The sequence below is a fragment of the Pseudomonas sp. JV245A genome (genome assembly GCF_032424515.1).
In the GTDB taxonomy this organism is placed as follows: Bacteria; Pseudomonadota; Gammaproteobacteria; order Pseudomonadales; family Pseudomonadaceae; genus Aquipseudomonas; species Aquipseudomonas protegens.
This window is the reverse complement of sequence record NZ_VYKE01000089.1, coordinates 1-23,926: the sequence shown is the minus strand read 5'-3', so window position 1 is coordinate 23,926 and position 23,926 is coordinate 1. Positions and strand designations below refer to the sequence as shown.

The 23,926-nt window shown below is 63.4% G+C and carries 22 protein-coding genes; 12 read left to right on the top strand and 10 right to left on the bottom strand.

Features of this window, described 5'->3' with window-relative positions:
• The 5 genes from F6S12_RS21270 to F6S12_RS21250 all read right to left on the bottom strand — a co-directional run.
• Nucleotides 1-307 (bottom strand): acyl-CoA thioesterase (locus tag F6S12_RS21270; protein ID WP_315869300.1); only part of this gene is annotated, 307 nt, incomplete at its 3' end.
• A 67-nt stretch (nucleotides 308-374) separates the two neighbouring features.
• The gene (locus tag F6S12_RS21265; protein WP_123431236.1) at nucleotides 375-1,601 is read right to left on the bottom strand and encodes a 3-hydroxyacyl-CoA dehydrogenase; all 1,227 of its coding nucleotides are present in this window, start codon (nucleotides 1,599-1,601) and stop codon (nucleotides 375-377) included.
• 104 nt (nucleotides 1,602-1,705) lie between these two features.
• On the bottom strand, nucleotides 1,706-3,640 hold the full coding sequence (locus F6S12_RS21260; protein ID WP_315869299.1) for an ATP-dependent DNA helicase RecQ: 1,935 nt from the start codon (nucleotides 3,638-3,640) through the stop codon (nucleotides 1,706-1,708).
• A gap of 168 nt (nucleotides 3,641-3,808) precedes the next feature.
• Nucleotides 3,809-4,939, bottom strand: coding sequence for a polysaccharide deacetylase family protein (locus tag F6S12_RS21255; protein ID WP_161466418.1), 1,131 nt, complete (start codon nucleotides 4,937-4,939; stop codon nucleotides 3,809-3,811).
• A gap of 67 nt (nucleotides 4,940-5,006) precedes the next feature.
• Nucleotides 5,007-6,164 carry a YfaP family protein gene (locus F6S12_RS21250; protein ID WP_053148509.1) on the bottom strand — a complete coding sequence of 386 codons (1,158 nt, stop codon included), beginning with the start codon at nucleotides 6,162-6,164 and terminating at the stop codon, nucleotides 5,007-5,009.
• A gap of 233 nt (nucleotides 6,165-6,397) precedes the next feature.
• Here F6S12_RS21250 and F6S12_RS21245 point away from each other — a divergent pair, with 233 nt between their 5' ends.
• Entirely contained in the window at nucleotides 6,398-6,751 is a 354-nt protein-coding gene (locus F6S12_RS21245; protein WP_077933204.1) for a DUF1493 family protein, read from the top strand.
• 40 nt (nucleotides 6,752-6,791) lie between these two features.
• Entirely contained in the window at nucleotides 6,792-7,646 is an 855-nt protein-coding gene (locus tag F6S12_RS21240) for a DMT family transporter (protein WP_172681979.1), read from the top strand.
• Nucleotides 7,647-7,761: 115 nt separating this feature from the next.
• Here F6S12_RS21240 and F6S12_RS21235 read toward each other — a convergent pair whose 3' ends face one another.
• Nucleotides 7,762-9,306 (bottom strand): phosphoenolpyruvate carboxykinase, encoded by a 1,545-nt coding sequence (locus F6S12_RS21235; protein WP_011058662.1) that lies wholly within the window; start codon nucleotides 9,304-9,306, stop codon nucleotides 7,762-7,764.
• Nucleotides 9,307-9,485: 179 nt separating this feature from the next.
• Nucleotides 9,486-10,388, bottom strand: coding sequence for an Hsp33 family molecular chaperone HslO (hslO, locus tag F6S12_RS21230; RefSeq protein WP_011058661.1), 903 nt, complete (start codon nucleotides 10,386-10,388; stop codon nucleotides 9,486-9,488).
• Between the two features lie 98 nt (nucleotides 10,389-10,486).
• Between hslO and F6S12_RS21225 the strand changes: the two genes are divergently transcribed.
• Nucleotides 10,487-11,299: a phosphatase PAP2 family protein gene (locus F6S12_RS21225; RefSeq protein ID WP_011058660.1), complete on the top strand. Its 813-nt coding sequence runs from the start codon at nucleotides 10,487-10,489 to the stop codon at nucleotides 11,297-11,299.
• Between the two features lie 38 nt (nucleotides 11,300-11,337).
• Here F6S12_RS21225 and F6S12_RS21220 read toward each other — a convergent pair whose 3' ends face one another.
• Nucleotides 11,338-11,742, bottom strand: coding sequence for an RNA-binding S4 domain-containing protein (locus tag F6S12_RS21220; protein ID WP_011058659.1), 405 nt, complete (start codon nucleotides 11,740-11,742; stop codon nucleotides 11,338-11,340).
• A gap of 115 nt (nucleotides 11,743-11,857) precedes the next feature.
• Between F6S12_RS21220 and F6S12_RS21215 the strand changes: the two genes are divergently transcribed.
• From F6S12_RS21215 to rimK, 3 genes are read left to right on the top strand one after another with little or no spacing between them, the layout of a single operon-like run.
• Complete coding sequence (locus F6S12_RS21215) at nucleotides 11,858-12,637, top strand: EAL domain-containing protein (RefSeq protein WP_011058658.1); 780 nt, start codon at nucleotides 11,858-11,860, stop codon at nucleotides 12,635-12,637.
• A gap of 34 nt (nucleotides 12,638-12,671) precedes the next feature.
• Nucleotides 12,672-13,136: an ATP-dependent zinc protease gene (locus F6S12_RS21210; protein ID WP_370505884.1), complete on the top strand. Its 465-nt coding sequence runs from the start codon at nucleotides 12,672-12,674 to the stop codon at nucleotides 13,134-13,136.
• On the top strand, nucleotides 13,133-14,038 hold the full coding sequence (gene rimK / locus F6S12_RS21205) for a 30S ribosomal protein S6--L-glutamate ligase (protein ID WP_007931744.1): 906 nt from the start codon (nucleotides 13,133-13,135) through the stop codon (nucleotides 14,036-14,038). The genes F6S12_RS21210 and rimK overlap by 4 nt, the downstream gene beginning before the upstream one ends.
• Nucleotides 14,039-14,113: 75 nt before the next feature.
• Here the strand turns inward: rimK and F6S12_RS21200 are convergent, their stop codons facing one another.
• Entirely contained in the window at nucleotides 14,114-15,427 is a 1,314-nt protein-coding gene (locus F6S12_RS21200; protein WP_011058657.1) for an ATP-binding protein, read from the bottom strand.
• 105 nt (nucleotides 15,428-15,532) lie between these two features.
• Nucleotides 15,533-16,273: a two-component system response regulator OmpR gene (ompR, locus tag F6S12_RS21195; protein ID WP_011058656.1), complete on the bottom strand. Its 741-nt coding sequence runs from the start codon at nucleotides 16,271-16,273 to the stop codon at nucleotides 15,533-15,535.
• A 359-nt stretch (nucleotides 16,274-16,632) separates the two neighbouring features.
• Between ompR and F6S12_RS21190 the strand changes: the two genes are divergently transcribed.
• From F6S12_RS21190 to tauC, 6 genes are all read left to right on the top strand, one after another.
• Nucleotides 16,633-18,957 carry a Tex family protein gene (locus tag F6S12_RS21190; protein WP_041115200.1) on the top strand — a complete coding sequence of 775 codons (2,325 nt, stop codon included), beginning with the start codon at nucleotides 16,633-16,635 and terminating at the stop codon, nucleotides 18,955-18,957.
• Complete coding sequence (locus F6S12_RS21185) at nucleotides 18,957-19,340, top strand: PaaI family thioesterase (RefSeq protein WP_011058654.1); 384 nt, start codon at nucleotides 18,957-18,959, stop codon at nucleotides 19,338-19,340. Before F6S12_RS21190 ends, F6S12_RS21185 begins: the two co-directional genes overlap by 1 nt.
• A 215-nt stretch (nucleotides 19,341-19,555) precedes the next feature.
• The gene (gshA, locus tag F6S12_RS21180) at nucleotides 19,556-21,139 is read left to right on the top strand and encodes a glutamate--cysteine ligase (RefSeq protein WP_026020196.1); all 1,584 of its coding nucleotides are present in this window, start codon (nucleotides 19,556-19,558) and stop codon (nucleotides 21,137-21,139) included.
• Nucleotides 21,140-21,308: 169 nt separating this feature from the next.
• Nucleotides 21,309-22,286, top strand: coding sequence for a taurine ABC transporter substrate-binding protein (gene tauA / locus F6S12_RS21175; RefSeq protein WP_265577732.1), 978 nt, complete (start codon nucleotides 21,309-21,311; stop codon nucleotides 22,284-22,286).
• 27 nt (nucleotides 22,287-22,313) lie between these two features.
• The gene (gene tauB, locus F6S12_RS21170) at nucleotides 22,314-23,108 is read left to right on the top strand and encodes a taurine ABC transporter ATP-binding subunit (protein ID WP_011058651.1); all 795 of its coding nucleotides are present in this window, start codon (nucleotides 22,314-22,316) and stop codon (nucleotides 23,106-23,108) included.
• Nucleotides 23,105-23,926, top strand: an 822-nt coding sequence (gene tauC, locus F6S12_RS21165) for a taurine ABC transporter permease TauC (RefSeq protein ID WP_315869298.1), incomplete at its 3' end; no start/stop codon positions are given. The genes tauB and tauC, both read left to right, overlap by 4 nt.

Sequence of the window (23,926 nt, the reverse complement as noted above, 5' to 3'; positions counted from 1 at the left end):
TGAACACCGCCAGTTCGTACTGCACTGAACTGTTGCCCAGCTTGCCGACCCGCAAACCGATCTCGATGCGTTCGGGAAAGGCGATGGACGCAAAGTAATCGCAAGCCGAGCTGACCACGAATCCCACCACCTCGCCTTCATGGATATCCAGCCCGCCCCGTTCGATCAGGTAGGTGTTCACCGCCGTGTCGAAGAAGCTGTAGTAGGTGACATTGTTCACGTGGCCGTAGACATCGTTGTCATGCCAGCGGGTGATGATCGGCTGGAAATGGCGATAGTCGCCGCGTTGCGGCATAGGCTCGGACATCAGGGCTCTCTCCCATCGATTGAAGGCCGGGCGATCGGTTGATCGCCCGGCATTTCACCCCAGGCAGCTAAGCCTGGGCAAACCCTTTTCCGGCCGCGGCCAGTTCCTCGATCAACTGCGCCGGGCGCCAATGCGCCCCGTGTTCGGCTTGCAGGTGCTGCAAACGCTGGCGGACCTGCTCCAGCCCCTGGGCATCAGCCCAGCTCATCGGCCCACCCTGCTCCTTGGGAAAACCGTAGCCATTGAGATAGACCCGGTCGATGTCGGCGGCCGACTGGGCGATGCCCTCCTGGAGAATCTTCGCACCTTCGTTGACCAGCGCCAGCAGGCAGCGCTCGAGGATCTCCTCGGGGCCGATGTCCCGGCGCCGGTAACCCAGCTCCTCGCTGACCTGCAGCACCAGCGCATCCACCTGCAGGTCATGCTCGGCCTGGCGGCTGCCGGGTTCGTAGTGGTAGTAGCCGTCGCCACTCTTCTGGCCGAAACGACCCGACTCGCACAACCGGTTGTCGATCTGCACCTCGGGCGCATCCTGGCCCACACCGTCCAGTTGCCGGGCGCGCCAGCCCAGGTCGATGCCCACCACGTCATACATGCGGAACGGGCCCATGGCGAAACCGAACCCCTGCAAGGCGCCATCCACCTGATAGGGAAACGCCCCTTCCAGCAGCATCTTGCGCGCCTCGAGCACGTAGGTGTTGAGCATGCGATTGCCGATGAAGCCGAAGCAGTTGCCCGCCACGACACTGACCTTGCCCATGCGCTGCCCCAGGGCCAGGGCAGCGTCGAGCACCGCAGGAGCGGTCTTGGCCGCGCGCACCACCTCCAGCAGTTTCATGATGTGGGCCGGGCTGAAGAAGTGCAGGCCCAGTACCTGTGGCGCCCGCTGGGTGACTGCGGCAATCGCGTCGATATCCAGGGCCGAGGTGTTGCTGGCAAGGATCGCCTCGGGCTTGAGGGTCGCGTCCAGCTGGCGAAAGATCTGCTGCTTGAGTTCGAGGTTTTCGTAGACCGCCTCGATCACCAGATCCACGTCGGCGAGCTGTGGATAATCCGCCGCCGGCTTGATCCGCGCCACCCGCGCATCGGCCTCGGCCTGATCGATGCGCCCCTGGCGCACGTTGTGGGCATAGGTGTCCGCCACCGCCGCCAGGGCCTGCTGGAGCATCTGCGGGTTGTTGTCCAGCCACAGTACCGGCAGGCCGGCATTGGCCAGGCACATGACAATGCCACGGCCCATGGTGCCGGCACCGATCACGGCGGCGCGCTGAATATCGAAAGCTGTCTGGCTCATGTTGGCTCTCTTGTGGGCGATCCAAAGACAGCCCCCACCATAGTCAGGCCCTCATCATTTTTGAAATTTATTCCTGTGATGAGCAGCATTCAGCAGATGGATTTTCAGCCTGGCAAATGGGCCTCGCACCACGCCCGCACCGCGGCATAAGGGTAATCTTCCAGTGCCGCGAAACCGGGGATGCTCCGAGCCTTGAGCCGGGTGAACAACGGCACGCTGATACCACAGAGAAAACGGGTCAGGCGTTCCGCCCCGGGTACATCGCCGGTGTGCTGCTGGTGCCTGTGGATAAAGTGGCCACACAGCCCGTCGAAACTCTTATCCACAAGCACGGGCAGAACCGGCGGCTCCGGCAGCCGCGCCACCTGGCCATGGCACACCGAACAATGCCCGCAACGCTGGGGTGCCTGCCGGTCGCCGAAATACTCCGCCAGGCGGTAACCCAGGCACTGCTCGGTGGCGAACAGGTCGAGCATGGCGTGGATCCGCGCAATTTCACTGCCCTCGTGGCGGGTGAAATAACCGTGCAGGTCGGCACTCAGTGCCGCCAGGTCAAAGTCCGTCTGCAACAGGCTGTAGACCTCGGTCATCTGCTTGCTTTCCAGCTCTACCCAGCCTTTTTCCTGGAAGTAGTCCAGGGCCTTGACCACCCGGTTGCGCGGCGCCTGGTACTGCTCGTAGAGCGCGTCGAAATTCACCGTGGCCCAGGTCCTGGCGCGGCTTGAAGTGTTGATCACGGCCTCGACGAAGTCCCTCCGCTCGCCTTCGAAACGCGCCAGCAGGGCCTCGGTTTCCAGCAGCAGTTTGAAGCGGTATTCCGCGAAATAGGCATAGCGCGGCGCGATCAGGCCCCGCAGTTCCAACTGCACCAGCAAGGTCTTGAGTGGCAGTTGGCGAATGTTGCTCTGGTCCGCCAGGGGGCCGAGCAGGAACTCCCATTGCCCGTCCGCCGCCGATGCCTGCAACTCCTCCAGCACACAACGGATGCCACTCAATTCCGGGGTGTCGCCGTAGACGAAGTTTTCCAGCACGTTGAGGCTGTCGCGGTTGGCCAGCACCAGGCAATCCGAAGGTTGGCCGTCGCGCCCGGCACGACCGATTTCCTGGCTGTAGTTCTCGATGGACTTGGGCAGATCGAAGTGCACCACGTTGCGGATGTCGCTCTTGTCGATGCCCATGCCGAAGGCGATGGTGGCGACGATGCAGTGGCTGCGGCCCTCCATGAAGCGACGCTGGATCGACTCGCGCTGCTCGTGGGGCAGGCCGGCGTGGTAGGCCTCGGCGGCGATGCCTTGCTGGCTCAGGTGCTCGGCGATCTGCTCGGCGGTTTTCTGCAGGGTCACGTAGACAATGCTCGGCTGCCCGGCCCGGGCGCTCATCCACTGCACCAGCCGCCGACGCTTGTCGGCGCCCGGTACCGGCTCCACCAGCAGGTTGAGGTTGGGCCGGTAGAAACCGGTGGTTACTACGTCCTGCTGGGCGATGGCGAACTTGGCCTGCATGTCGGCGATCACTTTGGGGGTCGCCGTGGCCGTCAGTAGCAGGGCCTGGGGGATGTTGAACTGGCGCTGGTAGTCCGGCAGTTTCAGGTAGTCGGGGCGGAAATTGTGGCCCCATTCGGAGATGCAGTGCGCCTCGTCCACCACCAGCAGGGAGATGGGCACCTGCTGCAGAAAGTTGCGAAAGCGTTCGTTCTTCAGCCGCTCCACCGAGATCATCAGGATCTTCAGCTCCCCGGAACGAGCCCGGGCCATGACCTCATTGGCTTCATCCCGGCCCTGGGCCGAGTCGATGCTGGCAGCGGCAATGCCGTGGCGCTGGAGGAAGGCCAACTGGTCCTGCATCAGCGCCAGCAGCGGCGAGACCACCAGGGTCAGGTGCGGCAGCAGCAGGGCCGGCAACTGGTAGCACAGGGACTTGCCCGAGCCGGTGGGAAAGATCGCTGCCGCCGAGCGCCCGGCGAGCACCGCGCTGACTGCGGCCTCCTGGCCCGGACGAAACTGTAGATAACCGAAGACCTGTTCCAGGGTGCTGTGCATAAGGGTCACTCCTTGGACCGCTGACCTGTCTTGAAGACTAGCGGGACAGGTCGGCAGGGCCAGAAAAGGTCGAAGGAAAAGCGCTACCGGATGATACCGGGCACAAGAAGCTTCATCGGCAAGCCAGCCCCAGCGCAGTAGCCGGCTTGCCGCTAAAGGAGGCCACCGCTAGCGCAAGGTCCGGCAATCCAGCCACTGCACGCCGTTGTGCTGATTGGCCTTGAGCAAGGCCGGCACCGCCTGGGCGGCCTTGGCATGGGTGTCATGGAACAGAATGATGCCCCGGCGCCAGAGCAGCATCAGTGTCTGCACCCGCTGCGCGGCCGCCTCGGCACTGACCTTCTTGCTCCAGTCCTGGGAGTCGATGTTCCACAGCATCACCTGCACCCCCTGGGCCTTGAAGAACCCGGCGCTGTCACTACGACGCTGCCCGTAGGGCGGCCGGAACAGCGGCAGGTACTCATTGGTCAACGTGCGGTTGGCCAAGTTGGCGCTGCGAATCACCGAGCTTTGCCATTCGTTCCAGGAGGAGTGGGACTTGTGCTCCCAGCCATGTACGCCCACACACTGACCGTCGTACAACTCGCGCATTTTCCCTGCCGAAGACTGGCTCAGGCGCGCCTGAAACGAGTCCCCCAGGACAAAGAAAAGGCTATGCAGATCGTAGGCCCGCAGCACCTCGATCAACTGATCCGTAGGCCCGTCTCTCAGGCTCGGCCCATCGTCGAAGGTCAGCAGAAACTGCCGGTCTGCCAGTTCGTCGCCCAGGCGCTCTGCCGGGTCCATGCGCTGGATCTCACTGCTGACGGCGGGAAACAAGGCGGCCAGGCGCAGCTGTTCATTGAGGTACTGCTGATGAAACTGCCCACTGGCCTCACCCCAGGCGCCGTAGGCCGCCTTGCTGCCACCGGTGAAGCTGGCCGCCAGTTGCCGCAGCTCCCCAAGGCTGCGTACCTGCAGACAGAAAGGCTGGCCATCACAGCCCTGGCTGGCCTGCCGGTAGTTGCCCAGCAATTGGTCCCAAAAACGCTGGCGCAGTTGATCCACCGACTTGCGGTCAAGCTGCCGCACTCCAAGCCGCTGCTTGAGGGCCTTGTCATCCAAGGCCTCGGTGGCCAGCAGGGCTTTGCTGAACATCAGAATCTCGGCCCGGGAGGCGGTATCGAAATCTGCGGCGCTGGTCAGCGGATTCGGCCAGCCACTGCGGTCGATGGTGGCGAACACCAGCGGCCCGGCCGCCTGGGCCACCCCTGTGGTCAGACACAGCGCCAGCAACCAGGGGAAAACACGAATTCGCATACCAACCTCCATAAATGCACAACGCGCCACTGCCGGCGCGTTGTGGAGATAACTTCTGCCTGTGTGATCAGCGGTTCTGCAACCGCTCTATCGCCTTGTCGTACACCGGGTTGGCCTTCTGCTCTCGGGCCTTGCGGTAGTGCTCCAGCGCCGTGACCAATTGCCCGGCATCTTCGTAGATGCGCCCCATGTCGTAGTAGGCGCTGGCGCGTATGGTGGGCGCCGATGGGCCACTGGCCAGGGCGATTGCCTGGCGATCGGCGGCCACGGCCTCGTCGGGGCGGCTGTTCTTGCGGTTGGACAGCGCCAGGTTGCTGTAGGCCTGGGCAAAGCCTGGATCCAGCTCGATGGCTTCGCGATAGTAGATACCCGCACTGCCGAAGTCGCCCTTGCGGTAGGAAGCCTCGCCTTTCTGGTTGAGGCTCTTGGCATCCACCGGCCCCTCGTCCCTGGCCAGCACTTCATCGATGGGCTTGCCATTGGCCAGTAGCAGCGGATCGAGGTTGCTCATCCGCGACTCCACTTCCTCGTTGCCTTGCAGCACCCGATCGATGTCCTGCAGTTGGCCATTGGCCGTCAGGCGAAACACTACCCAGAGGTTGCCCTGGCGGTTCTGTGGCACCCGGTAGCTGCGCATCAGCGTCGGGCCCTTATAGACAAAGACTTGCGCCTGGCTGCGGCCCAGGCGCAAGGATTCGGGGTTATTGCCGTTGGTAAAGTCGTGCACCGCATACACGTAGGCATCGCCCGGCACAGGCTGTTCGATGGTGAGGGTCTCCGGCCCGCGGCTGTCGGTGCTATCCACATTCATCCGCGCCCCCGGCCCGGTGCCGGTGGCGTAATACAGCAACCGGTGGGGATAGCTCAAATGCGCATCCAGGTCTTCCCCCGGTGCACTCCAGCTCAGCACCACGCGCAGGCTTTGCGGATCCTTGAGCACCGGGCTCATGGCGTAGCTCAGCCCCTGGCACGGGCACTTGGCCCGCAGGTCGGCATAACCGAGCTTGCGGATCAGCAGTTCACTGCCCGGCGAATCGGCGGCCTCCAGCGTCACTCGCCCCTGGGCATCGGTCCGCCCGGAAGCCTGCCCCAACTGCACTTCGGCATCGGCCAGTACCGCGTCCTTGACCACCGCATCCAGCACCTGGAGCGACAACGACTGAGCCTGCACCGGACTCATCAGCATCCCTAGCCACAACAACGCCGCCAGGCGGAAAAAAGCCATAACAAAATCCCTGTAGATAACGATGGCCGGACCTCTATCCCGCCCCACCCATCAGCGGCGAACCATACACAGTTTTGCCCGCCAATGCTCGGCCTGGCGCCGTAAATACAGCGCAAAACGACAGTCTTGCCTACCCGGAGCAACGCCCCCCGTCCCGACCTCCGAGCACTTGCAAGCCAAACCCCTACTCGCCTTACACTGCAGCTCCTGGAAACCGCAAGTGAACCCCGACCATGCAACTGGCCCCCGGCTTTCCCGACGACGTCATCATGCGCCAGCTCATGCAACTGCTGCATGAGGAAATAGGCCTGCCCGAGCGCAAGACTCTTCGCCTGAACACCGCGATCAATCTCGACCTGGGTTGCGACGGCGCCGACGCCCGTCATTTACTCAACGCTCTGGAAGAACAGTTTGATATCGATTTTGTCGATTTCGACAGCTATCGCTACTTCCAGCCCGAAGGCTACGATGTGTCCCTCAAGCGTCGCGCCAAGGGTCGGGGAGACAAGCTCCCGCTGACCATCGGCATGCTGTACCGGGCGCTCAAGGAGCAACGCTGGGACACTCAGGAGCTGGAAGGCGTCTAAGGTTCACGGCAGTACATAAGGAAATGTCGTGGACGTACTGATGGGCTTGCTCGCCGCCCTGCTCTGGGGCGGCACCGATTTTCTCGTGGGGCTCAACGTGCGCGCCGTGGGCGTGAAACGTGCGGTGTTCTTCAGCCAGAGCCTGGGGTTCACCCTGATGAGCCTGCTGCTGGTGATCTTTCCCGCCTTCCTGCTCAAGGCCATGGCCGCGCCCCTGGAGGTCTGGCTGATGGGCGTGGTCGCCGCGGCCTTCACCGTCTCCGGCGCCCTGGCCCTGGGCAAGGCCTTCGCCCTGGGCAAAGCCTCCATCGTCGCCCCGTTGGTGACCTCCTACGGTGTGGTCACCACGTTGCTGTCCTGGGCCAGTGGCGAGCAGATCAGCCTGCTGCAGCTCATGTGCATCCTGTTGTGCGTGATCGGCGTGATCCTCTCCAGCTTGCACTCGGACTCCAAGCTGCCCCACAGCACCGCCGCCGGCCGCTCGATCTTCTTCGCCTTGCTCTCGGCCGTTCTGTATGGCACCAGCTTCTGGCTGCAGGGCCGCTACACCCTGCCGCAACTGGGGCCGATCAGCATGCTCTGGCTGGGTTACGCGGTGGGCAGCGGCGTAATGCTGCTGATGGTGCTGAAAGTCGCGGACGGGCTGAAGATTCCGCCACTGAAGAACTGCGGCCTGCTGGCCTCCACCAGCCTGATGAACCTGGGCGCCTTCTTCGCCTTTTCCTGGGGCGCCATGAGCGGCTCGGTGTCGGTGGTGACGGTGATCAGCACCCTGTCCGGCGGCATCGCCGCGGTGCTGGGCTATGTGTTCTTCAAGGAGCGGCTGACGGCGGTGCAGGTGACGGGGGTGGTGCTGGTGTTGCTGGGAGCGCTGGTGTTGCACTTGAAGACGTGAGGGTGTCTGGCTGGCCCAGGGGATGCCGCGCATCCCATCGCAGCCTGCGCCAGCGGCTACAGCTGCGCACAAAAAAGCCGCCCCGAAGGGCGGCTTTTTCATTGCAGGTCGAGGCTTACAGCTTTGGACCGGCTGCCTTGATCGCGTCGCTCACGTCGAACTTCTTGAAGTTCTCGATGAACAGGCCGGCCAGGGCCTTGGCGGCTTCGTCGTAGGCGGCTTTGTCAGCCCAGGTGTTGCGTGGGTTGAGCAGGCCGGTCTCGACGCCCGGTACGGCTTTTGGCACGTCCAGGTTGACGATGTCCAGGTGCTCGGTCTCGGCACCGATCAGCGCGCCGCTCTGGATCGCTGCAATCACGCCACGGGTGGTGGGGATGTTGAAGCGTTTGCCCACGCCGTAGCCACCGCCGGTCCAGCCGGTGTTGACCAGGTAGACCTTGGAGCCGAAACCGCGGATGCGCTTGATCAGCAGCTCGGCGTATTCGCCCGCCGGACGCGGGAAGAACGGTGCGCCGAAGCAGGTGGAGAAGGTCGACTTGATGCCCGAGCCCGAACCCATTTCAGTCGAGCCCACCAGAGCGGTGTAGCCGGACAGGAAGTGGTAGGCGGCTTGTTCTTCGCTGAGGATCGAGACAGGCGGCAGTACGCCGGTCAGGTCGCAGGTCAGGAAGATCACGGCGTTAGGCTCGCCACCGAGGTTCTTCGGTGCGCGTTTTTCGATCAGCTCGCGCGGGTAGGCGGCGCGGCTGTTCTGGGTCAGGCTGTCGTCGGCGTAGTCGGCTTTCTTGGTGACCGGGTCGATCACCACGTTTTCCAGAACGGCACCGTGCTGGATGGCTTTCCAGATCACCGGCTCGTTCTTTTCCGACAGGTCGATGCACTTGGCATAGCAACCGCCTTCGATGTTGAACACCACGCCCACGCCCCAACCGTGTTCGTCGTCACCGATCAGGTAACGGCTTTCGTCGGCGGACAGGGTGGTCTTGCCGGTGCCCGACAGACCGAAGAACAGGGTCACGTCGCCTTCTTCGCCCATGTTGGCGGCGCAGTGCATCGGCAGTACGTCGGCAGCCGGCAGCAGGAAGTTCTGCACGGAGAACAGGGCTTTCTTCATTTCACCGGCGTAGCGCATGCCGGCGATCAGCACTTTCTTGGCCGCGAAGTTGAGGATCACGGTGCCATCGGAGTTGGTGCCGTCGCGCTCTGGCTCGCAGACGAAGTTCGGCGCGTTGAGGATCTGCCACTCATCCTTGCCACCGGCGTTGTACTGCTCGGGGTTGATGAACAGGCAGCGGCCGAACAGGTTGTGCCAGGCGGTCTCGGTGGTCATTTTCACCGGCAGGTAGTGCGCCGGATCGGAACCTACATGCACATGGGAAACAAAACGCTCGCGCTCGCCCAGGTAGGCTTCAACGCGGTCCCACAGGGCGTCGAACTTGGCCGCCGGGAATTTGCGGTTGATCGGGCCCCAGGCGATAGCGTCCTGGGTGCTGGGCTCTTCTACGATGAAACGATCCACTGGCGAACGGCCGGTACGATGACCGGTGCGAACCACCAGAGCGCCGGTATCGGCAAGCTCGCCCTCACCGCGGTTCAGGGCTTCTTTGACCAGATCATCCACACTCAGATCGGTGTACACGGCGTTATTGGCTTGCGTCATGAGGTTCCCCGTCGGCCATTGGCCGAGTGCTCCAAACGTTTTGTAGTAGAAACTCGCGCACTACTACCGCGAAAAAAGTGCGCCGGATTATGCCAGAAAAGCCCCAAAATAGTAGGGCCCTCCCGTCAGCACGGCGTAATTCCGGCGTTTGCCAGGTGATTTACCTGCGCTGAATCGTTTTAGTGACGAGTATCTGACGGCGTGTCCACGCCCGCCCCCGCGAACAATTGCGCGATATCAGCGGCATCGAACAGGTAGCGTTCGTTGCAGAACTGGCAATCGATCTCGATGCTGCCGCCATGTTCGACCACCAGTTGCTGGGCATCTTCCAGACCCAGGCTGACCAGCGCATTGCCCGAGCGTTCCCGCGAGCAACTGCAGCGAAAACGCAGCGGCTGCACGTCGAACAGGCGCACGGCTTCTTCGTGGTACAGGCGGTGGAGCACGGTTTCGTTGTCCAGGCTCAGCAGCTCATCGGCGGTCAGGGTGCTGGCCAGGGCGGTGAGGTGCTGCCAGCTGGCGTCACGCTCTTCCTGATCACGCAGGCGGTCGGCGGGCAGTTGTTGCAGGAGCAGGCCACGGGCGCTGCGGCCGTCGGCATAGAGCCAGAAACGGGTGCCGGTCTGTTGCGACATGACGAAGTAGTTGGTGAAGCATTCCGCCAGGTTGGTGCCGTCCAGGTCGACGATGCCCTGGTAGCGCTGGCCATTGGTCGGGTCCACGGTCAGGGCCAGGACGCCGTTGGGCATCAGGTCGGCGAGGGTGGCATCAGGGGCGATCTGCTCCGCGTCGTAACGGGCCAGGCCACGGATCTCGCGCTCGCTGGAGCACTCGATCATCAGCAGCGGCACCGGGCCTTCGGAGCGGGCCTGGAGAATCAGCAAGCCATCGAATTTCAGGGTGCCGACCAGCAACGATGCCGCCGCCATCAGTTCGCCAAGCAGCTGTGCAACCGGCTCGGGATAGGGGTGTTTGGCGAGGACTTCCGCGTAACTGCGCTCCAGCGCCACCAGCTCGCCGCGGGTGTCGCTCTCATCGAAGATGAAGCGTTGAGTGAAGTCGGTATCCGGCAAATCAGTCATAGGTCTGGGTATCTGAATGATGACAAAAAGGTGACAAGCACCGAAAATTGCGGCTTTGCACCATGAGGGTGCAGTTTTGCGGTGATTGGAGATATTTTATGAACAATCCGGGTTTGTTCCAAGCAAGGTGGAACCTCGGCAAGCTGGTTCTGTGCAATTTACTCCCTTTGGCCCTGCTGGGTTTCTGGTTGTGGCCCACCGGGCAGGCGCTCTGCACGGTCTTCGACGAATGGCTGTTCCACCACCTCAACGCCCCTCTGGCAAGCAACTCGACCTGGCTGCATATCTGGGCCGTGGCCAGCCTGCGGCCGTTCGATATCGTAGTGGGGCTGATCATGCTCGGCCTGCTGATTCGCGGTGACTGGGTGTTCAAGGCGGTGGATGTGCGCCGTGCCTTCTTCGGCTTTCTATCGATCCTGATTCTGATGGTGGTGATTCGCGCGCTGTTTTCCAAGCTGGTGGCCGTCATGAACTGGCAGCACAACAGCCCGTCCATGGTGCTGGAAGGCGCCGTGCACATGAGCGACTACTTCCCGGGCTGGGAAAAGACCTGGGAACTCAAGGACCGCTCCAGCCAGAGCTTCCCGGGCGACCACGCTTCGGTGCTGCTGATCTGGGGCCTGTTCATGGGGATCTTCAGCCGCAGCATCGGCCAGTTCCTGATCGTCTGGGGCCTGACCCTGCTGTTCATGATGCCGCGCCTGGTGGCAGGCGCCCACTGGGGCCAGGACGACTACATCGGCGGTGTGCTGCTGGCGGTGCTGGCCCTGGGCTGGGGCTACTACACCCCGTACGCGGCGCGGATGTCGAACTTCCTGCTGCGCCTGACCCACCCGCTGTTCAACCTGTTGAGCCGGATGCCCGTGCTCTCGCGCATGAGCGTGGTGCGCGCCAGCAGCCTGCTGCGCTAAGCAGCCCCGTAGGAGCCGGCTTACCGGCTCCTACGGTTTCATTCGTGGTTGCTGCCGTGGAACTTGAACAGGTCCCGGCGCTGTTTCTTGCTCGGTTTACCGTCGGTGCTCACTCCTAGGGCACCAGCCTTGCGCTGGGCCGCAGCGGCTTCGCGCTTGGCGATGCTGGCCTCGGTTTCCGCGTACAGAGCCTGCGCTTCAGGAGCGCCACGGCGGACGATGGACAGGGCCTGGACCACCACGGTGCGTTCGTCGAAGCCGGCGCGAATCTGGTATTCATCGCCTACCCGCGGCTCCTTGCCCGGTTTGCAGCGCTCGCCCCGGTGATGCACCTTGCCGCTTTCAATCGCTGTCTTGGCCAGGGCACGAGTCTTGTAGAAGCGCGCTGCCCACAGCCATTTATCCAGACGAACCTTGTCCTCTTCTTCCTGCTTGTGCGCCACTGGAATTCCCCTCGCTGAAAAATGTCGCAACTTTACCGCCTGCAAGCGGGCTCTCATAAACCCTGCCGCTCACCTAAAATAACCCAGGTTGCGCCCTGATACGCGAGGAGTCCCCGTGACTGACTTCCCCACTTCCCTGACCTCGCCCGGCAACCGTTGCGAAGGTTGCCAGCAAAGCCAGCCACTGGGCTTCGATTTTTCCTTCGCCTACCAGCCCATAGTCGATCTGCGGGACCACTCGGTCTTCGCCCATGAAGCCCTGGTGCGCGGGGTCAATGGCGAAGGGGCGGGAACGGTGCTGGGCCAGGTCAATGACAGCAATCGCTACCGTTTCGACCAGCGCTGCCGGACCCAGGCAATCACCCTCGCCGCCCAGTTGGGGATGCAAAGCCACCTGTCGATCAACTTCATGCCCAACGCCGTGTACCGGCCGGAACTGTGCATCCGCAGCACCCTGGAGGCGGCCCGGGCCCAGCGTTTTCCCCTGGACCGGCTGATTTTCGAAACCCTGGAAAGCCAGCACGTAGATAACTATCGCCATTTGACCAATATTCTGCGTGAATACCGCGAATTCGGCTTCAAGACCGCCATCGACGACTTCGGCTCGGGGTACTCGGGGCTGAACCTGCTGGCGGATTTCCAACCCGACCTGATCAAGCTCGACATGGCGCTGGTGCGCGATGTGGACCAGGATCGCGTACGCCAGGCGATCATCCGCGCGATTGTCACAATGTGTGCGGAGTTGGGGGTTACAGTCATCGCCGAAGGTATTGAAAGCGCCGGTGAACGGGACTTTCTCAGCGACTGTGGAATATATCTGATGCAGGGCTACTGGTTCGCCAAGCCTGCATTCAAAGCCCTGGCCGAGGTTCCGGCCGCGGCCTGGAACAGCTAATTGCGGATTTTCCTTATTGAAGACTTTTGACCATTTGACCGTTGTCGGTCTGCGCGAGTGGGTGGCGCTCCCGGATCTGGGCGTGGCCGGCCTGCGCGCCAAGATCGACACCGGGGCCAGCACCTCCAGCCTGCATGCCACCGAGATCGAGCCCTTCGAGCGCGACGGTGAGCAGTGGGTGCGCTTCAATGCCCACCTGGGCAGTGTGGTGCAGTTGCGTCACCGGCGTTGCGAAGCGCCGCTGGTGGCGATGAAAACCATTAAAAGCTCCAATGGCCAGGCCCAGGTGCGCTACGTGATCAGCACCACCCTGGCCCTGGGCGATCGGGTGTGGCGGGTGGAGTTCACCCTCGCCTGCCGCAAGGCCATGCGCTATCGCCTGCTGCTGGGTTCCAAGGCTCTGATCGACGGCCAACTGGTGGTCAATCCGGGCATCAAGTACGTACAAGACAAACCGGTGTTCCCGGTATCCACTACCTCTGCCACAGGTGTTGCATGAAGATCGCTGTGCTGTCGCGTAACCCGCGTCTGTATTCCACTCGTCGTCTGGTCGAGGCCGGCACCGAGCGTGGCCATGAAATGGTAGTGGTCGATACCCTGCGCGCCTACATGAACATCGCCAGTCACAAGCCGCAGATCCACTACCGCGGCAAGCCCCTGGAAGGCTTCGATGCGGTGATCCCGCGGATCGGTGCCTCGGTGACCTTCTATGGCTGCGCGGTGCTGCGCCAGTTCGAAATGATGGGGGTGTTCCCCCTCAACGAATCGGTGGCCATCGCCCGCTCCCGGGACAAGCTGCGCTCGCTGCAGTTGCTGTCGCGGCGTGGTATCGGCCTGCCGGTGACCGGCTTCGCCCATTCCCCGGACGACATTCCCGACCTGATCGAGATGGTCAACGGCGCGCCATTGGTGATCAAGGTGCTGGAAGGCACCCAGGGCATCGGCGTGGTGCTGTGTGAAACCGCCACGGCGGCGGAATCGGTGATCGAGGCCTTCATGGGCCTGAAGCAGAACATCATGGTCCAGGAGTACATCAAGGAGGCCGGCGGCGCCGACATTCGCTGCTTCGTGGTGGGGGACAAGGTGATCGCGGCAATGAAACGCCAGGCCAAGCCGGGGGAGTTTCGCTCCAACCTGCATCGCGGCGGCAGCGCCAGCCTGATCAAGATCACTCCCGAAGAACGCATGACCGCGCTGCGGGCGGCCAAGGTCATGGGCCTGAGCGTGGCAGGGGTGGATATCCTGCGTTCCAATCACGGGCCGCTGGTGATGGAAGTCAATTCCTCGCCGGGCCTGGAAGGCATCGAGACCACCACCGGCAAGAACGTGGCGGGAATCATCATCGAGCACATCGAGAAGAACGGCGGGCCGAACATGACCCGGACCAAGGGCAAGGGCTAGGGATCGCGTTGCCGGCCTTGCGCTGGCAAGCCAGCTCCTACGGGCTATGTGCTGCCTGCAGGAGCGAAGCCCTGATCAATCCGCATCACGGGGCAGCAGCAAGCCCAGCGGCAGGCGTACCCGCGCTTCCAGGCCACCATCGGGGCGGTTGCGCAGTTCGACATTGCCACCGTGCATGGCGGCAATCCGCTTGACGATGGCCAGCCCCAGCCCGGTGCCCTTGCCGCCGCGGGCACGGTCGCCACGGGTGAAGGGGTTGAAGATCGCTTCCAGTTCCGAAGGATCGATCCCCGCGCCACGGTCCATCACGCTGAGCACCACATAGGGCGCATTGGTGTCACCGGACACATAGGCCGCCACTTCCACTTCCGTACCCGCATGATTCAGGGCGTTACCGATCAGGTTGTTGAGCAGGCGCTTCATCGACACCCGGCGCAACGGGAACGGCTGGATCGGCTCCAGGCGCAGGTGCACCCGTTCTTCGTTCTGGTTGTAGGGCGCCGCCACTTCCTGCACCAGATCGCCCAGGTCCACCTCTTCCACCGATTCGTCGCGCCCATCGCGAATGAAGGCCAGGAACTGGTCGAGAATGGCGTCCATGTCCTCGATATCCCGCACCATGTCGTCGGTCAGGTCAGTGTGATCGCCCATCAATTCCAGCGACAGGCGCAGCCGGGTCAGCGGCGTGCGCAGGTCGTGGGACACCCCGGCCAGCATCAACTCCCGTTCTCGCCCTGCCTGTTCCACGTCCTCGGCCATCTGGTTGAACGCGCGGTAGACCTCGGTCATTTCGCTGGGCGTATCGCTGATGGGCAGGCGCACGCTGCGCCCCTGGCCCAGTTGCCGGGCGGCATACACCAGGCGCTTGAGGGGCTGGTTGAGCTGGCTGACGAAAATCCAGGCCGAGGCGGTGGACAAGAGGCCAATGGCCAGGAACCAGCCCAACACGCTCCAGATCTTCTGCCCCCGCAGCGGGTGGGGGTACAGCGGCACCTTGAGCCAGCCGTCCCCCAGGCTCGGCGCCCGCACCCAGAGCGCCGGCGGCGCATGCATGCGCAGGCGCACTTCGGTGTCGGCGCCCAGTTCGGCCTGCATCTGCCGCTGGTAGATCTCGCTGTAGGGCCAATGCTGCTCGCCGGCCGGTACGCCGCTGCCCACCACCTTGATCAGGCCGGCAGCCTCGGCGATCTGGTCACGGTTGGATTCATCGGCAGCCCAGTAGGCGCGCAGGGTCAGGGCCACGCCGTGGCTGTACTGCCGGTCCACCAGCACGTCCTCGTTCATCAACAGATAAACCAGGGTCAATGCCTTGGAAAACAGCACCACGATCAGCACCAGCCACAGGGTGCGGGAGAAGAAACTCTGGGGGAACCACAGCGGGGTTTTCATAACAGCCACTACACACTTTGCAGGAGCGACTCGCGCTCGCACCGTTGCGGAATGCGAACGCCCGGGTCGTTACCGGCCCGGGCGTTGGCTCCTACAAATCAATGATCACTTGGTCGCGGTGCCATCCGGCACAAAGACATAACCCACGCCCCAGACGGTCTGGATGTAGCGCGGCTTGGAAGGATCGGGCTCGATCATCCGACGCAGGCGGGAGATCTGCACGTCAATGGAGCGCTCCAGGGCGTCCCATTCGCGACCACGGGCCAGGTTCATCAACTTGTCCCGGGTCAGCGGCTGGCGGGCGTTCATCACCAGCGCCTTGAGCACCGCGAATTCACCGGTGGTGAGCATGTGCACTTCATTTCCGCGCTTGAGCTCGCGGGTGGCCAGGGACAACTCGTAGTCGCCGAAGGTCACGCTTTCGTCTTCGCTGCCCGGCGCACCCGGCACCGGGGCGGACTGGCGACGCAATACGGCCTTGACCCGCGCCATCAGCTCGTCGGGATTGAACGGCTTGGCCAGGTAATCGTCGGCGCCCAGTTCCAGGCCCTTGATGCGGCTCAGCTCGTCGCCCTTGGCGGTGAGCATGATGATCGGAATCTGGTTGTTCGCGCTGCGCAGGCGGCGGCATGCGGTCAAGCCGTCTTCGCCGGGCAGCATCAGGTCGAGTACCACCAGGTTGAACACTTCGCGACCCAGCAGGCGGTCCATTTGCTCGGTGTTCGGTACTGCGCGGGCACGGTAGCCCTTGCTGACGAAGAAACGCTCCAGCAGGCTGCTCAGCCCCGGGTCGTCGTCAACAATAAGAATTTTTTCGCCTTCAGCAGTTTGTACAGTGCTGCTCATTGGATGCTCCTCTAATCTCGGTGCGCATTATGGCGTAGCTGCCGTTATACGCACCGAGTGCATTGTTAGCAGATTTTTCCTCTATCGCCAGCAAACCCGCTGTCGGCCTGAGGCTGGCGATCACCCCGCAACGGCTAACGCTGGGTATAATGCGCCGCCTTTTGTGTTGGGCAATATCTGATCAGTACGCCTGCGGCCGGTTTATTTTTTTACCCGGGCCGGCAGTATTTTTTCGATTTCACGGGTCAACAGGCAGCCTTTTGATCCAGGTGGCGGCGCGTGCCAGGCCGCTCAACCAGACTCGCCGGGCCTTATTTTCGTGCCCGCGGGCCTGCTTTCACAATTTGTCAGGTGGTTTTATGGACAGCATCAACAGCCGCATTGCCGAGGAACTCGGCGTACGCCCACAACAGGTCGAAGCGGCCGTCGCTCTATTGGATGAAGGCTCCACCGTGCCCTTCATCGCCCGCTACCGGAAAGAAGTCACCGGCAGCCTCGATGACACCCAGCTGCGTCATCTGGAAGAGCGCCTGCGCTACCTGCGAGAACTCGACGAACGGCGGATCAGCATCCTCGCCAGCATCGAAGAGCAAGGCAAGCTGACCCCGGAGCTGGCCCGCGACATCAAGCTGGCCGACACCAAGACCCGCCTCGAAGACCTTTACCTGCCTTACAAGCAGAAGCGCCGCACCAAGGGCCAGATCGCCCTGGAAGCCGGCCTCGGCGAACTGGCCGACGGCCTGTTCAACGACCCGAACCTGGCTCCGGAAACCGAAGCCGCACGCTTCGTCGACGCCGAAAAAGGCGTGGCCGACGTCAAGGCCGCCCTGGAAGGCGCCAAGTACATCCTGATGGAGCGCTTCGCCGAAGACGCCAGCCTGCTGGAAAAGCTGCGCAATTTCCTCAAGCAGGAAGCGACCATCAGCGCCCGCGTGGTGGCTGGCAAGGAAGAGGAAGGCGCCAAGTTCCGTGACTACTTCGAACACGATGAACCACTCAAAAGCATGCCGTCGCACCGCGCCCTGGCGATTTTCCGTGGCCGCAACGAAGGCATTCTCAGCTCCGCGCTGAAAGTCGGTGACGAGCTGCCGGGCACCATGCACCCGTGCGAAGGCATGATCGGCCAGCACGTGGGCATCCAGAACCAGAACCGTGCCGCCGACAAATGGCTCGGCGAAGTGGTGCGCTGGACCTGGAAGGTCAAGCTCTACACCCACCTGGAAACCGACCTGCTGGGCGAGCTGCGCGATGGCGCGGAAACCGAGGCGATCAACGTCTTCGCCCACAACCTGCACGACCTGCTGCTGGCCGCTCCGGCCGGCCCGCGCGCCACCCTGGGCCTGGACCCGGGCCTGCGCACCGGCTGCAAGGTGGCGGTGGTGGATGCCACCGGCAAGCTGCTGGACCACGCCACCGTCTACCCCCATGTGCCGCACAACAAGTGGGACCAGACCCTGGGCATACTGGCTGCCCTGTGCGCCAAGCACTCGGTGGACCTGATCGCCATCGGCAACGGCACCGCCAGCCGGGAAACCGACAAGCTGGCGGCCGAGCTGATCAAGAAATACCCGGCCATGAAGATGACCAAGGTCATGGTCTCCGAAGCCGGTGCATCGGTGTACTCGGCCTCGGAGCTGGCGGCCAAGGAATTCCCGGACCTGGACGTATCGATCCGTGGCGCGGTGTCCATCGCCCGCCGCCTGCAGGATCCACTGGCCGAGCTGGTGAAGATCGACCCGAAATCCATCGGTGTCGGCCAGTACCAGCACGATGTCTCGCAACTGAAACTGGCCCGTGGCCTGGACGCGGTGGTGGAAGACTGCGTGAACGCCGTGGGCGTCGACGTCAACACCGCCTCCGTGGCCCTGCTGGCGCGGATCTCCGGCCTCAACGCGACCCTGGCGCAGAACATCGTCAGCCACCGCGACGAACACGGTGCCTTCAAGACCCGCGCCGCGCTGAAAAAAGTCGCCCGCCTGGGTGAAAAGACCTTCGAACAGGCCGCCGGCTTCCTGCGTGTGATGAACGGCGACAACCCGCTGGACGCTTCCGCAGTGCACCCGGAAGCCTACCCGCTGGTACAACGCATCGCTGCCGACACCGGCCGCGACATCCGCTCGCTGATCGGCGACAGCGGCTTCCTCAAGCGCCTGGACCCGAAAAAGTTCACCGACGAAACCTTCGGCCTGCCCACCGTCACCGACATCCTCCAGGAACTGGACAAGCCCGGCCGCGACCCGCGCCCCGAGTTCAAGACCGCCGAGTTCCAGGACGGTGTCGAAGACCTCAAGGACCTGCAACTGGGGATGATCCTCGAAGGCGTGGTGACCAACGTCACCAATTTCGGGGCCTTCGTCGACATCGGCGTGCACCAGGACGGCCTGGTGCACATCTCGGCGCTGTCGGAGAAGTTCATCAAGGACCCACGCGAAGCGGTGAAGGCCGGTGACGTGGTGAAAGTGAAGGTCATGGAAGTCGATATCCCGCGCAAACGCGTCGGCCTGTCGATGCGCATGGGCGACACCCCGGGCGAGAAGATCGACGGTGCCCGTGGCTCCCGCCCCGGCTCGGCGCCACGCTCCTCCCAGGGCAATGCACCGCGCAAGGAGAGCGCCGCGCCCGCTCCGAGCAACAACGCCATGGCCTCGCTGTTCGCCAACGCCAAGCAGTTGAAGAAACGCTGATGCAGATCCCTGCCGGTCTGACCGAAAGCGCCTTCAGCCAATTGCTCGGCTGCCGTCTGCAACGCCTGGAAACCGGCGAAGCGGACGTCGCCCTGGAGCTGACCCCGCAACTGCGCAATCGCGGGCAGAAGCTGCACGGCGGGGCGATCTTCAGCCTGGTGGACATTGCCATGGGGCTGGCCTGCTCCAGCACCCACGGCTTCGACCAGCAGAGCGCCACCATCGAGTGCAAGATCAACTACATCCGCGCCGTGGCCGAGGGCGAGGTGCTGTGCCGGGCCAAGGTGATCCACCCCGGCCGCCGCACCCTGGTGGTGGAAGCGGATGTGATCCAGGGCGACAAACTGGTCGCAAAAGCACAAGGCACCTTCGCGGTCCTATAGCTCCCTGTCATGTATTTGGGTTAATTTCGGCGCTGCAAAAGCGGCGTCGGAGTTTTCTGCCCGCGCTAAAGCCAGATTCAGGGATGAAGGATTGGCGTTTTCAGGCGAGTCAGCTTGACTCAAAAACCAGGCGAAAACGCCAGTTTTAACTTCACCCTTGTAGACCGTCCTGCCCACCCCCATATTGGGGCGACTGACGCGTGAAGGAATCCAACTTGAGCGAACTTCTCAACCGCCGCCTGGCTCTGCTCGGCGAGCGCGCTAACCTCTCTCTGCTCGAGCAGTGCCTGCACGGTATCGAACGTGAATGCCTGCGTGTCACCGGCGAAGGCCGCCTGGCACAGACCCCGCACCCGGAAGAACTGGGTTCCGCGCTGACCAACGAACAGATCACCACGGACTACTCCGAGTCGCTGCTGGAGTTCATCACCCCGGCCCTCAAGGACCCGGCGGACACCCTGGCCAGCCTCGACAAGATTCATCGCTTCGCCTACAGCAAGCTCGGCAACGAGTACCTGTGGAGTCCATCGATGCCGTGCCCGTTGCCGGCCGAGGAAGATATCCCCATCGCCTACTACGGCACCTCCAACATCGGTCAGCTCAAGTACGTGTACCGCAAGGGCCTGGCCCTGCGCTACGGCAAGACCATGCAGTGCATTGCCGGGATCCACTACAACTTTTCCCTGCCGGAACAGCTATGGCCGCTGCTCAAGCAGGCCGAGGGCTTTGTCGGCACCGACCGTGACTACCAGTCCTCGGCCTATATCGCGCTGATCCGCAATTTCCGTCGCTACAGCTGGCTGCTGATGTACCTGTTCGGTGCCTCGCCGGCCCTGGACGCGGGTTTCCTGCGCGGCCGCTCGCACCAGCTGGAACAGTTGGACGCCGAGACCCTGTACCTGCCCTACGCCACCAGCCTGCGCATGAGCGACCTGGGCTACCAGAGCAAGGCCCAGGCCGGCCTGACCCCTTGCTACAACGACCTGAACAGCTACACCGACAGCCTGCGCAAGGCCGTGGCCACGCCCTACGCGCCCTATGTGGAAGTCGGCACCCACAAGGATGGCGAATGGGTGCAACTGAACACCAACATCCTGCAGATCGAAAACGAGTACTACTCCAACATCCGCCCCAAGCGCGTGACCTACACCGGCGAGCGGCCGATCCAGGCGCTGATGGCCCGGGGTATCCAGTACGTCGAAGTACGCTGCCTGGACATCAACCCGTTCCTGCCACTGGGCATCGACATCCAGGAAGCCCGCTTCCTCGACGCCTTCCTGCTGTATTGCGCACTCAACGACAGCCCGCTGTTCGAGAACAACGAGTGCGGCAATGCCACCTCGAACTTCCTCGCCGTGGTCAAGGAAGGCCGGCGCCCGGGCCTGCAGCTGCAACGCCAGGGCCAGCCGGTGGAAATGAAGGAGTGGGCCGCCCAACTGCTGGAGCAGATTGCCCCTCTGGCCGCCCTGCTCGACCAGAGCCATGGCAGCGACGTGCACAGCAAGGCCCTGGACGCCCAATTGGCCAAGGTCAAGGATTCGTCCCTGACCCCTTCGGCCCAGGTGCTGGCGGCCATGAGCGAGCACAAGGAGAGCTTCACCCAGTTCTCCCTGCGCCAGAGCCAGGCCCATGCCGAGTACTTCCGCAGCCAGGCCCTGAGCAAGGAAGAGCAAGCCGCGTTCGAAGAAGCGGCGCGCAAATCCCTGGAACAGCAGACCGAGCTTGAACAGAACGAGGTGGGTGATTTCGACGTGTTCGTCGGCGCCTACCAGGCCAGCATCCTGGCCATCAGCAACTGACGCTTCGCCGGCCGGCTCCTACCCCCCTCCCGTAGGAGCCGGCTTGCCGGCGAACAACACGCTGCATATTCCTCTCATAAGCTAATGCAAATAAGTTATTTATTTCTGCATTCTTAGATCATTTAGTCTCCTCCCACGCCGATCATCGGCCGCCTATGAGGAGCCTCCCATGAAACTGCATTTCCCCCTTCGCCTCCTGGCGGCCGCGTCCCTGGCCGCAGCGAGTTTCTTCGCCCAGGCGGCCGACGTCACCGTCGCCTACCAGACCACCGTCGACCCGGCCAAGGTCGCGCAAGCCGATGGCAGCTACGAAAAAGCCACCCAGGCCAAGATCAACTGGCGCAAATTCGATAACGGCGCCGACGTCATCGCCGCCATCGCTTCCGGCGATGTGCAGATCGGCTACCTGGGCTCCAGCCCGCTGACCGCCGCCATCACCCGCAAGGTGCCGGTGCAGACTTTCCTCATTGCCACCCAGATCGGCGCCGCCGAAGCCCTGGTGGCCCGGGACGGTTCCGGGATCAACAGCCCTCAGGATCTGGTCGGCAAGAAAGTCGCCGTGCCCTTCGTTTCCACCGGCCACTACAGCCTGCTGGCAGCCCTGAAGCACTGGAACGTCGACCCCTCGAAAGTGCAGATACTCAACCTCGCGCCACCGGCGATCATCGCCGCCTGGAAGCGCGGCGATATCGACGCCACCTACGTCTGGGACCCGGCCCTGGGCGTGGCCAAGGAAAACGGCAAGGTGCTGATCACCTCCGGTGAACTGGCCAAGTTCGGCGCACCGACCTTCGACGCCTGGATCGTGCGCAAGGATTTTGCCGAGAAGCATCCGGAAATCGTCACGGCCTTCGCCAAGGTGACCCTGGATGCCTACGCCCAGTACCGCAAGGACCCGCAAGCCTGGCTGGCCAACCAGGGCAACGTCGACAAGCTGGTGAAACTCTCCGGGGCCAAGGCCAGCGATATCCCGCTGCTACTGCAGGGCAACGTCTACCCGCTGGCCGCCGACCAGGTGGTCAGCCTCGGTGCGCCGACCACCAAGGCCATCACCGACACCGCCGCGTTCCTCAAGGAGCAGGGCAAGGTCGAGGCAGTGCTGCCGGACTACGCCCCCTACGTCAGCGCCAAGTTCATCCCTGAATAACCCGCGTCAGGACAGGAGATAGCCGTCATGGCCTTGCTACAACTGGAGCGCATCAGCGCACAGTACCCCGGCGCCGCCGAACCGGTGCTGGCGGATATTTCCCTGACCCTGGGGCCACAGCAACTGCTGGTCGCCCTGGGCCCTTCCGGCAGCGGCAAGACCTCGCTGCTGAACCTGATTGCCGGCTTCGTCGAACCCAGCGCCGGGCGCATCCAGCTCGATGGCGTACCGGTGCAGGGCCCCAGCGCCGAACGCGGCGTGGTGTTCCAGGACGATGCCCTGCTGCCCTGGCAGGACGTGCTGGGCAACGTCGCCTTCGGCCTGGAGCTGGCTGGCGTGGCCCGCGACAAGCGCGAAGCCCGGGCTCGGGAAATGCTTGCCCTGGTGGACCTGGCCGGCTTCGACAAGCGCCGCATCTGGCAGCTCTCCGGTGGCCAGAAGCAGCGTGTGGGCCTGGCCCGCGCCCTGGCGGCCGACCCGCGGGTGCTGCTGATGGACGAACCCTTCGGTGCCCTGGATGCCTTCACTCGCGAGCAGATGCAGGAGCTGCTGCTGCAAGTCTGGCGGCGCACTGCCAAGCCGGTGTTCCTGATTACCCACGACATCGAGGAAGCGGTGTTCCTGGCCACCGACCTGATTCTCCTGGCGCCCAACCCGGGGCAGATCGTCGAACGCCTGAACCTGGACTTCGGCCAGCGCTACGCCGCCGGCGAGTCGGCGCGGGCGATCAAGTCCGACCCGCGGTTCATCGAAACCCGCGAACACGTGCTGGCCCGGGTGTTCTCCCAGCGCAGCGCCACCCAGCAGCAGGAGCGGCCATGAGCAGCTACGAGATTCCCGCCACCGCCACCGGCGAGGCCAACCCCAAAGCGCCACAAATCGCGCGCCGCAGCCTGAGCACCCGCTGGATCAGCGTGCTGACCCTGGTGGTCCTGCTGGCCTTGTGGTGGGCCGTCACCGCCACCGGCCTGATCGAGCCGCTGTTCCTGCCGCCCCCTTCTGCGGTGCTGCAAAAGGGCTGGTTGCTGGCCACCAGCGGCTACATGGATTCCACCCTATGGCAGCACCTGGCGGCGAGCCTGCAACGCATCGGCCTGGCCCTGGGCTTTGCCGTGCTGACGGCGATTCCGGTGGGCATCGCCATCGGCGCAAACCGCATCGCCCGTGGCGTGCTCGACCCTTTGATCGAGTTCTACCGGCCGATTCCGCCCCTGGCCTACCTGCCGCTGATCGTCATCTGGTGCGGCATTGGCGAGCTGTCCAAGGTGCTGCTGATCTACCTTGCGATCTTCGCCCCGATCGCCATCGCCACCGCCACCGGCGTGCGCACCGTGGACCCGGCGAAGCTGCGCGCCGCCCAGTCCCTGGGGGCTACCCGGGCCCAGCTGATTCGCCATGTGATCCTGCCCAGCGCCTTGCCGGACATCCTCACCGGCGTGCGCATCGGCCTGGGCGTGGGCTGGTCGACCCTGGTGGCGGCAGAGCTGATTGCCGCCACCAGCGGCCTGGGTTTCATGGTGCAGTCCGCCGCGCAATTCCTGGTCACCGATGTGGTGGTGCTGGGGATCCTGGTGATTGCCCTGATCGCCTTCGCCATGGAAATGGGCCTGCGCGCCCTGCAGCGCAAGCTGGTGCCCTGG

Excerpts from the sequence above, each read along its gene's own strand:
- F6S12_RS21190 (WP_041115200.1), top strand. The coding sequence starts at position 16,633 with ATGGACAGCATCAACAGCCGCATTGCCGAGGAACTCGGCGTACGCCCA.
- rimK (WP_007931744.1), top strand. The coding sequence starts at position 13,133 with ATGAAGATCGCTGTGCTGTCGCGTAACCCGCGTCTGTATTCCACTCGT.
- F6S12_RS21235 (WP_011058662.1), bottom strand. The coding sequence starts at position 9,306 with ATGACGCAAGCCAATAACGCCGTGTACACCGATCTGAGTGTGGATGAT.
- F6S12_RS21265 (WP_123431236.1), bottom strand. The coding sequence starts at position 1,601 with ATGAGCCAGACAGCTTTCGATATTCAGCGCGCCGCCGTGATCGGTGCC.
- F6S12_RS21225 (WP_011058660.1), top strand. The coding sequence starts at position 10,487 with ATGAACAATCCGGGTTTGTTCCAAGCAAGGTGGAACCTCGGCAAGCTG.
- F6S12_RS21255 (WP_161466418.1), bottom strand. The coding sequence starts at position 4,939 with ATGCGAATTCGTGTTTTCCCCTGGTTGCTGGCGCTGTGTCTGACCACA.
- F6S12_RS21250 (WP_053148509.1), bottom strand. The coding sequence starts at position 6,164 with ATGGCTTTTTTCCGCCTGGCGGCGTTGTTGTGGCTAGGGATGCTGATG.
- tauB (WP_011058651.1), top strand. The coding sequence starts at position 22,314 with ATGGCCTTGCTACAACTGGAGCGCATCAGCGCACAGTACCCCGGCGCC.
- ompR (WP_011058656.1), bottom strand. The coding sequence starts at position 16,273 with ATGAGCAGCACTGTACAAACTGCTGAAGGCGAAAAAATTCTTATTGTT.
- tauA (WP_265577732.1), top strand. The coding sequence starts at position 21,309 with ATGAAACTGCATTTCCCCCTTCGCCTCCTGGCGGCCGCGTCCCTGGCC.
- F6S12_RS21200 (WP_011058657.1), bottom strand. The coding sequence starts at position 15,427 with ATGAAAACCCCGCTGTGGTTCCCCCAGAGTTTCTTCTCCCGCACCCTG.
- F6S12_RS21260 (WP_315869299.1), bottom strand. The coding sequence starts at position 3,640 with ATGCACAGCACCCTGGAACAGGTCTTCGGTTATCTACAGTTTCGTCCG.
- F6S12_RS21240 (WP_172681979.1), top strand. The coding sequence starts at position 6,792 with ATGGGCTTGCTCGCCGCCCTGCTCTGGGGCGGCACCGATTTTCTCGTG.
- hslO (WP_011058661.1), bottom strand. The coding sequence starts at position 10,388 with ATGACTGATTTGCCGGATACCGACTTCACTCAACGCTTCATCTTCGAT.
- F6S12_RS21245 (WP_077933204.1), top strand. The coding sequence starts at position 6,398 with ATGCAACTGGCCCCCGGCTTTCCCGACGACGTCATCATGCGCCAGCTC.
- F6S12_RS21185 (WP_011058654.1), top strand. The coding sequence starts at position 18,957 with ATGCAGATCCCTGCCGGTCTGACCGAAAGCGCCTTCAGCCAATTGCTC.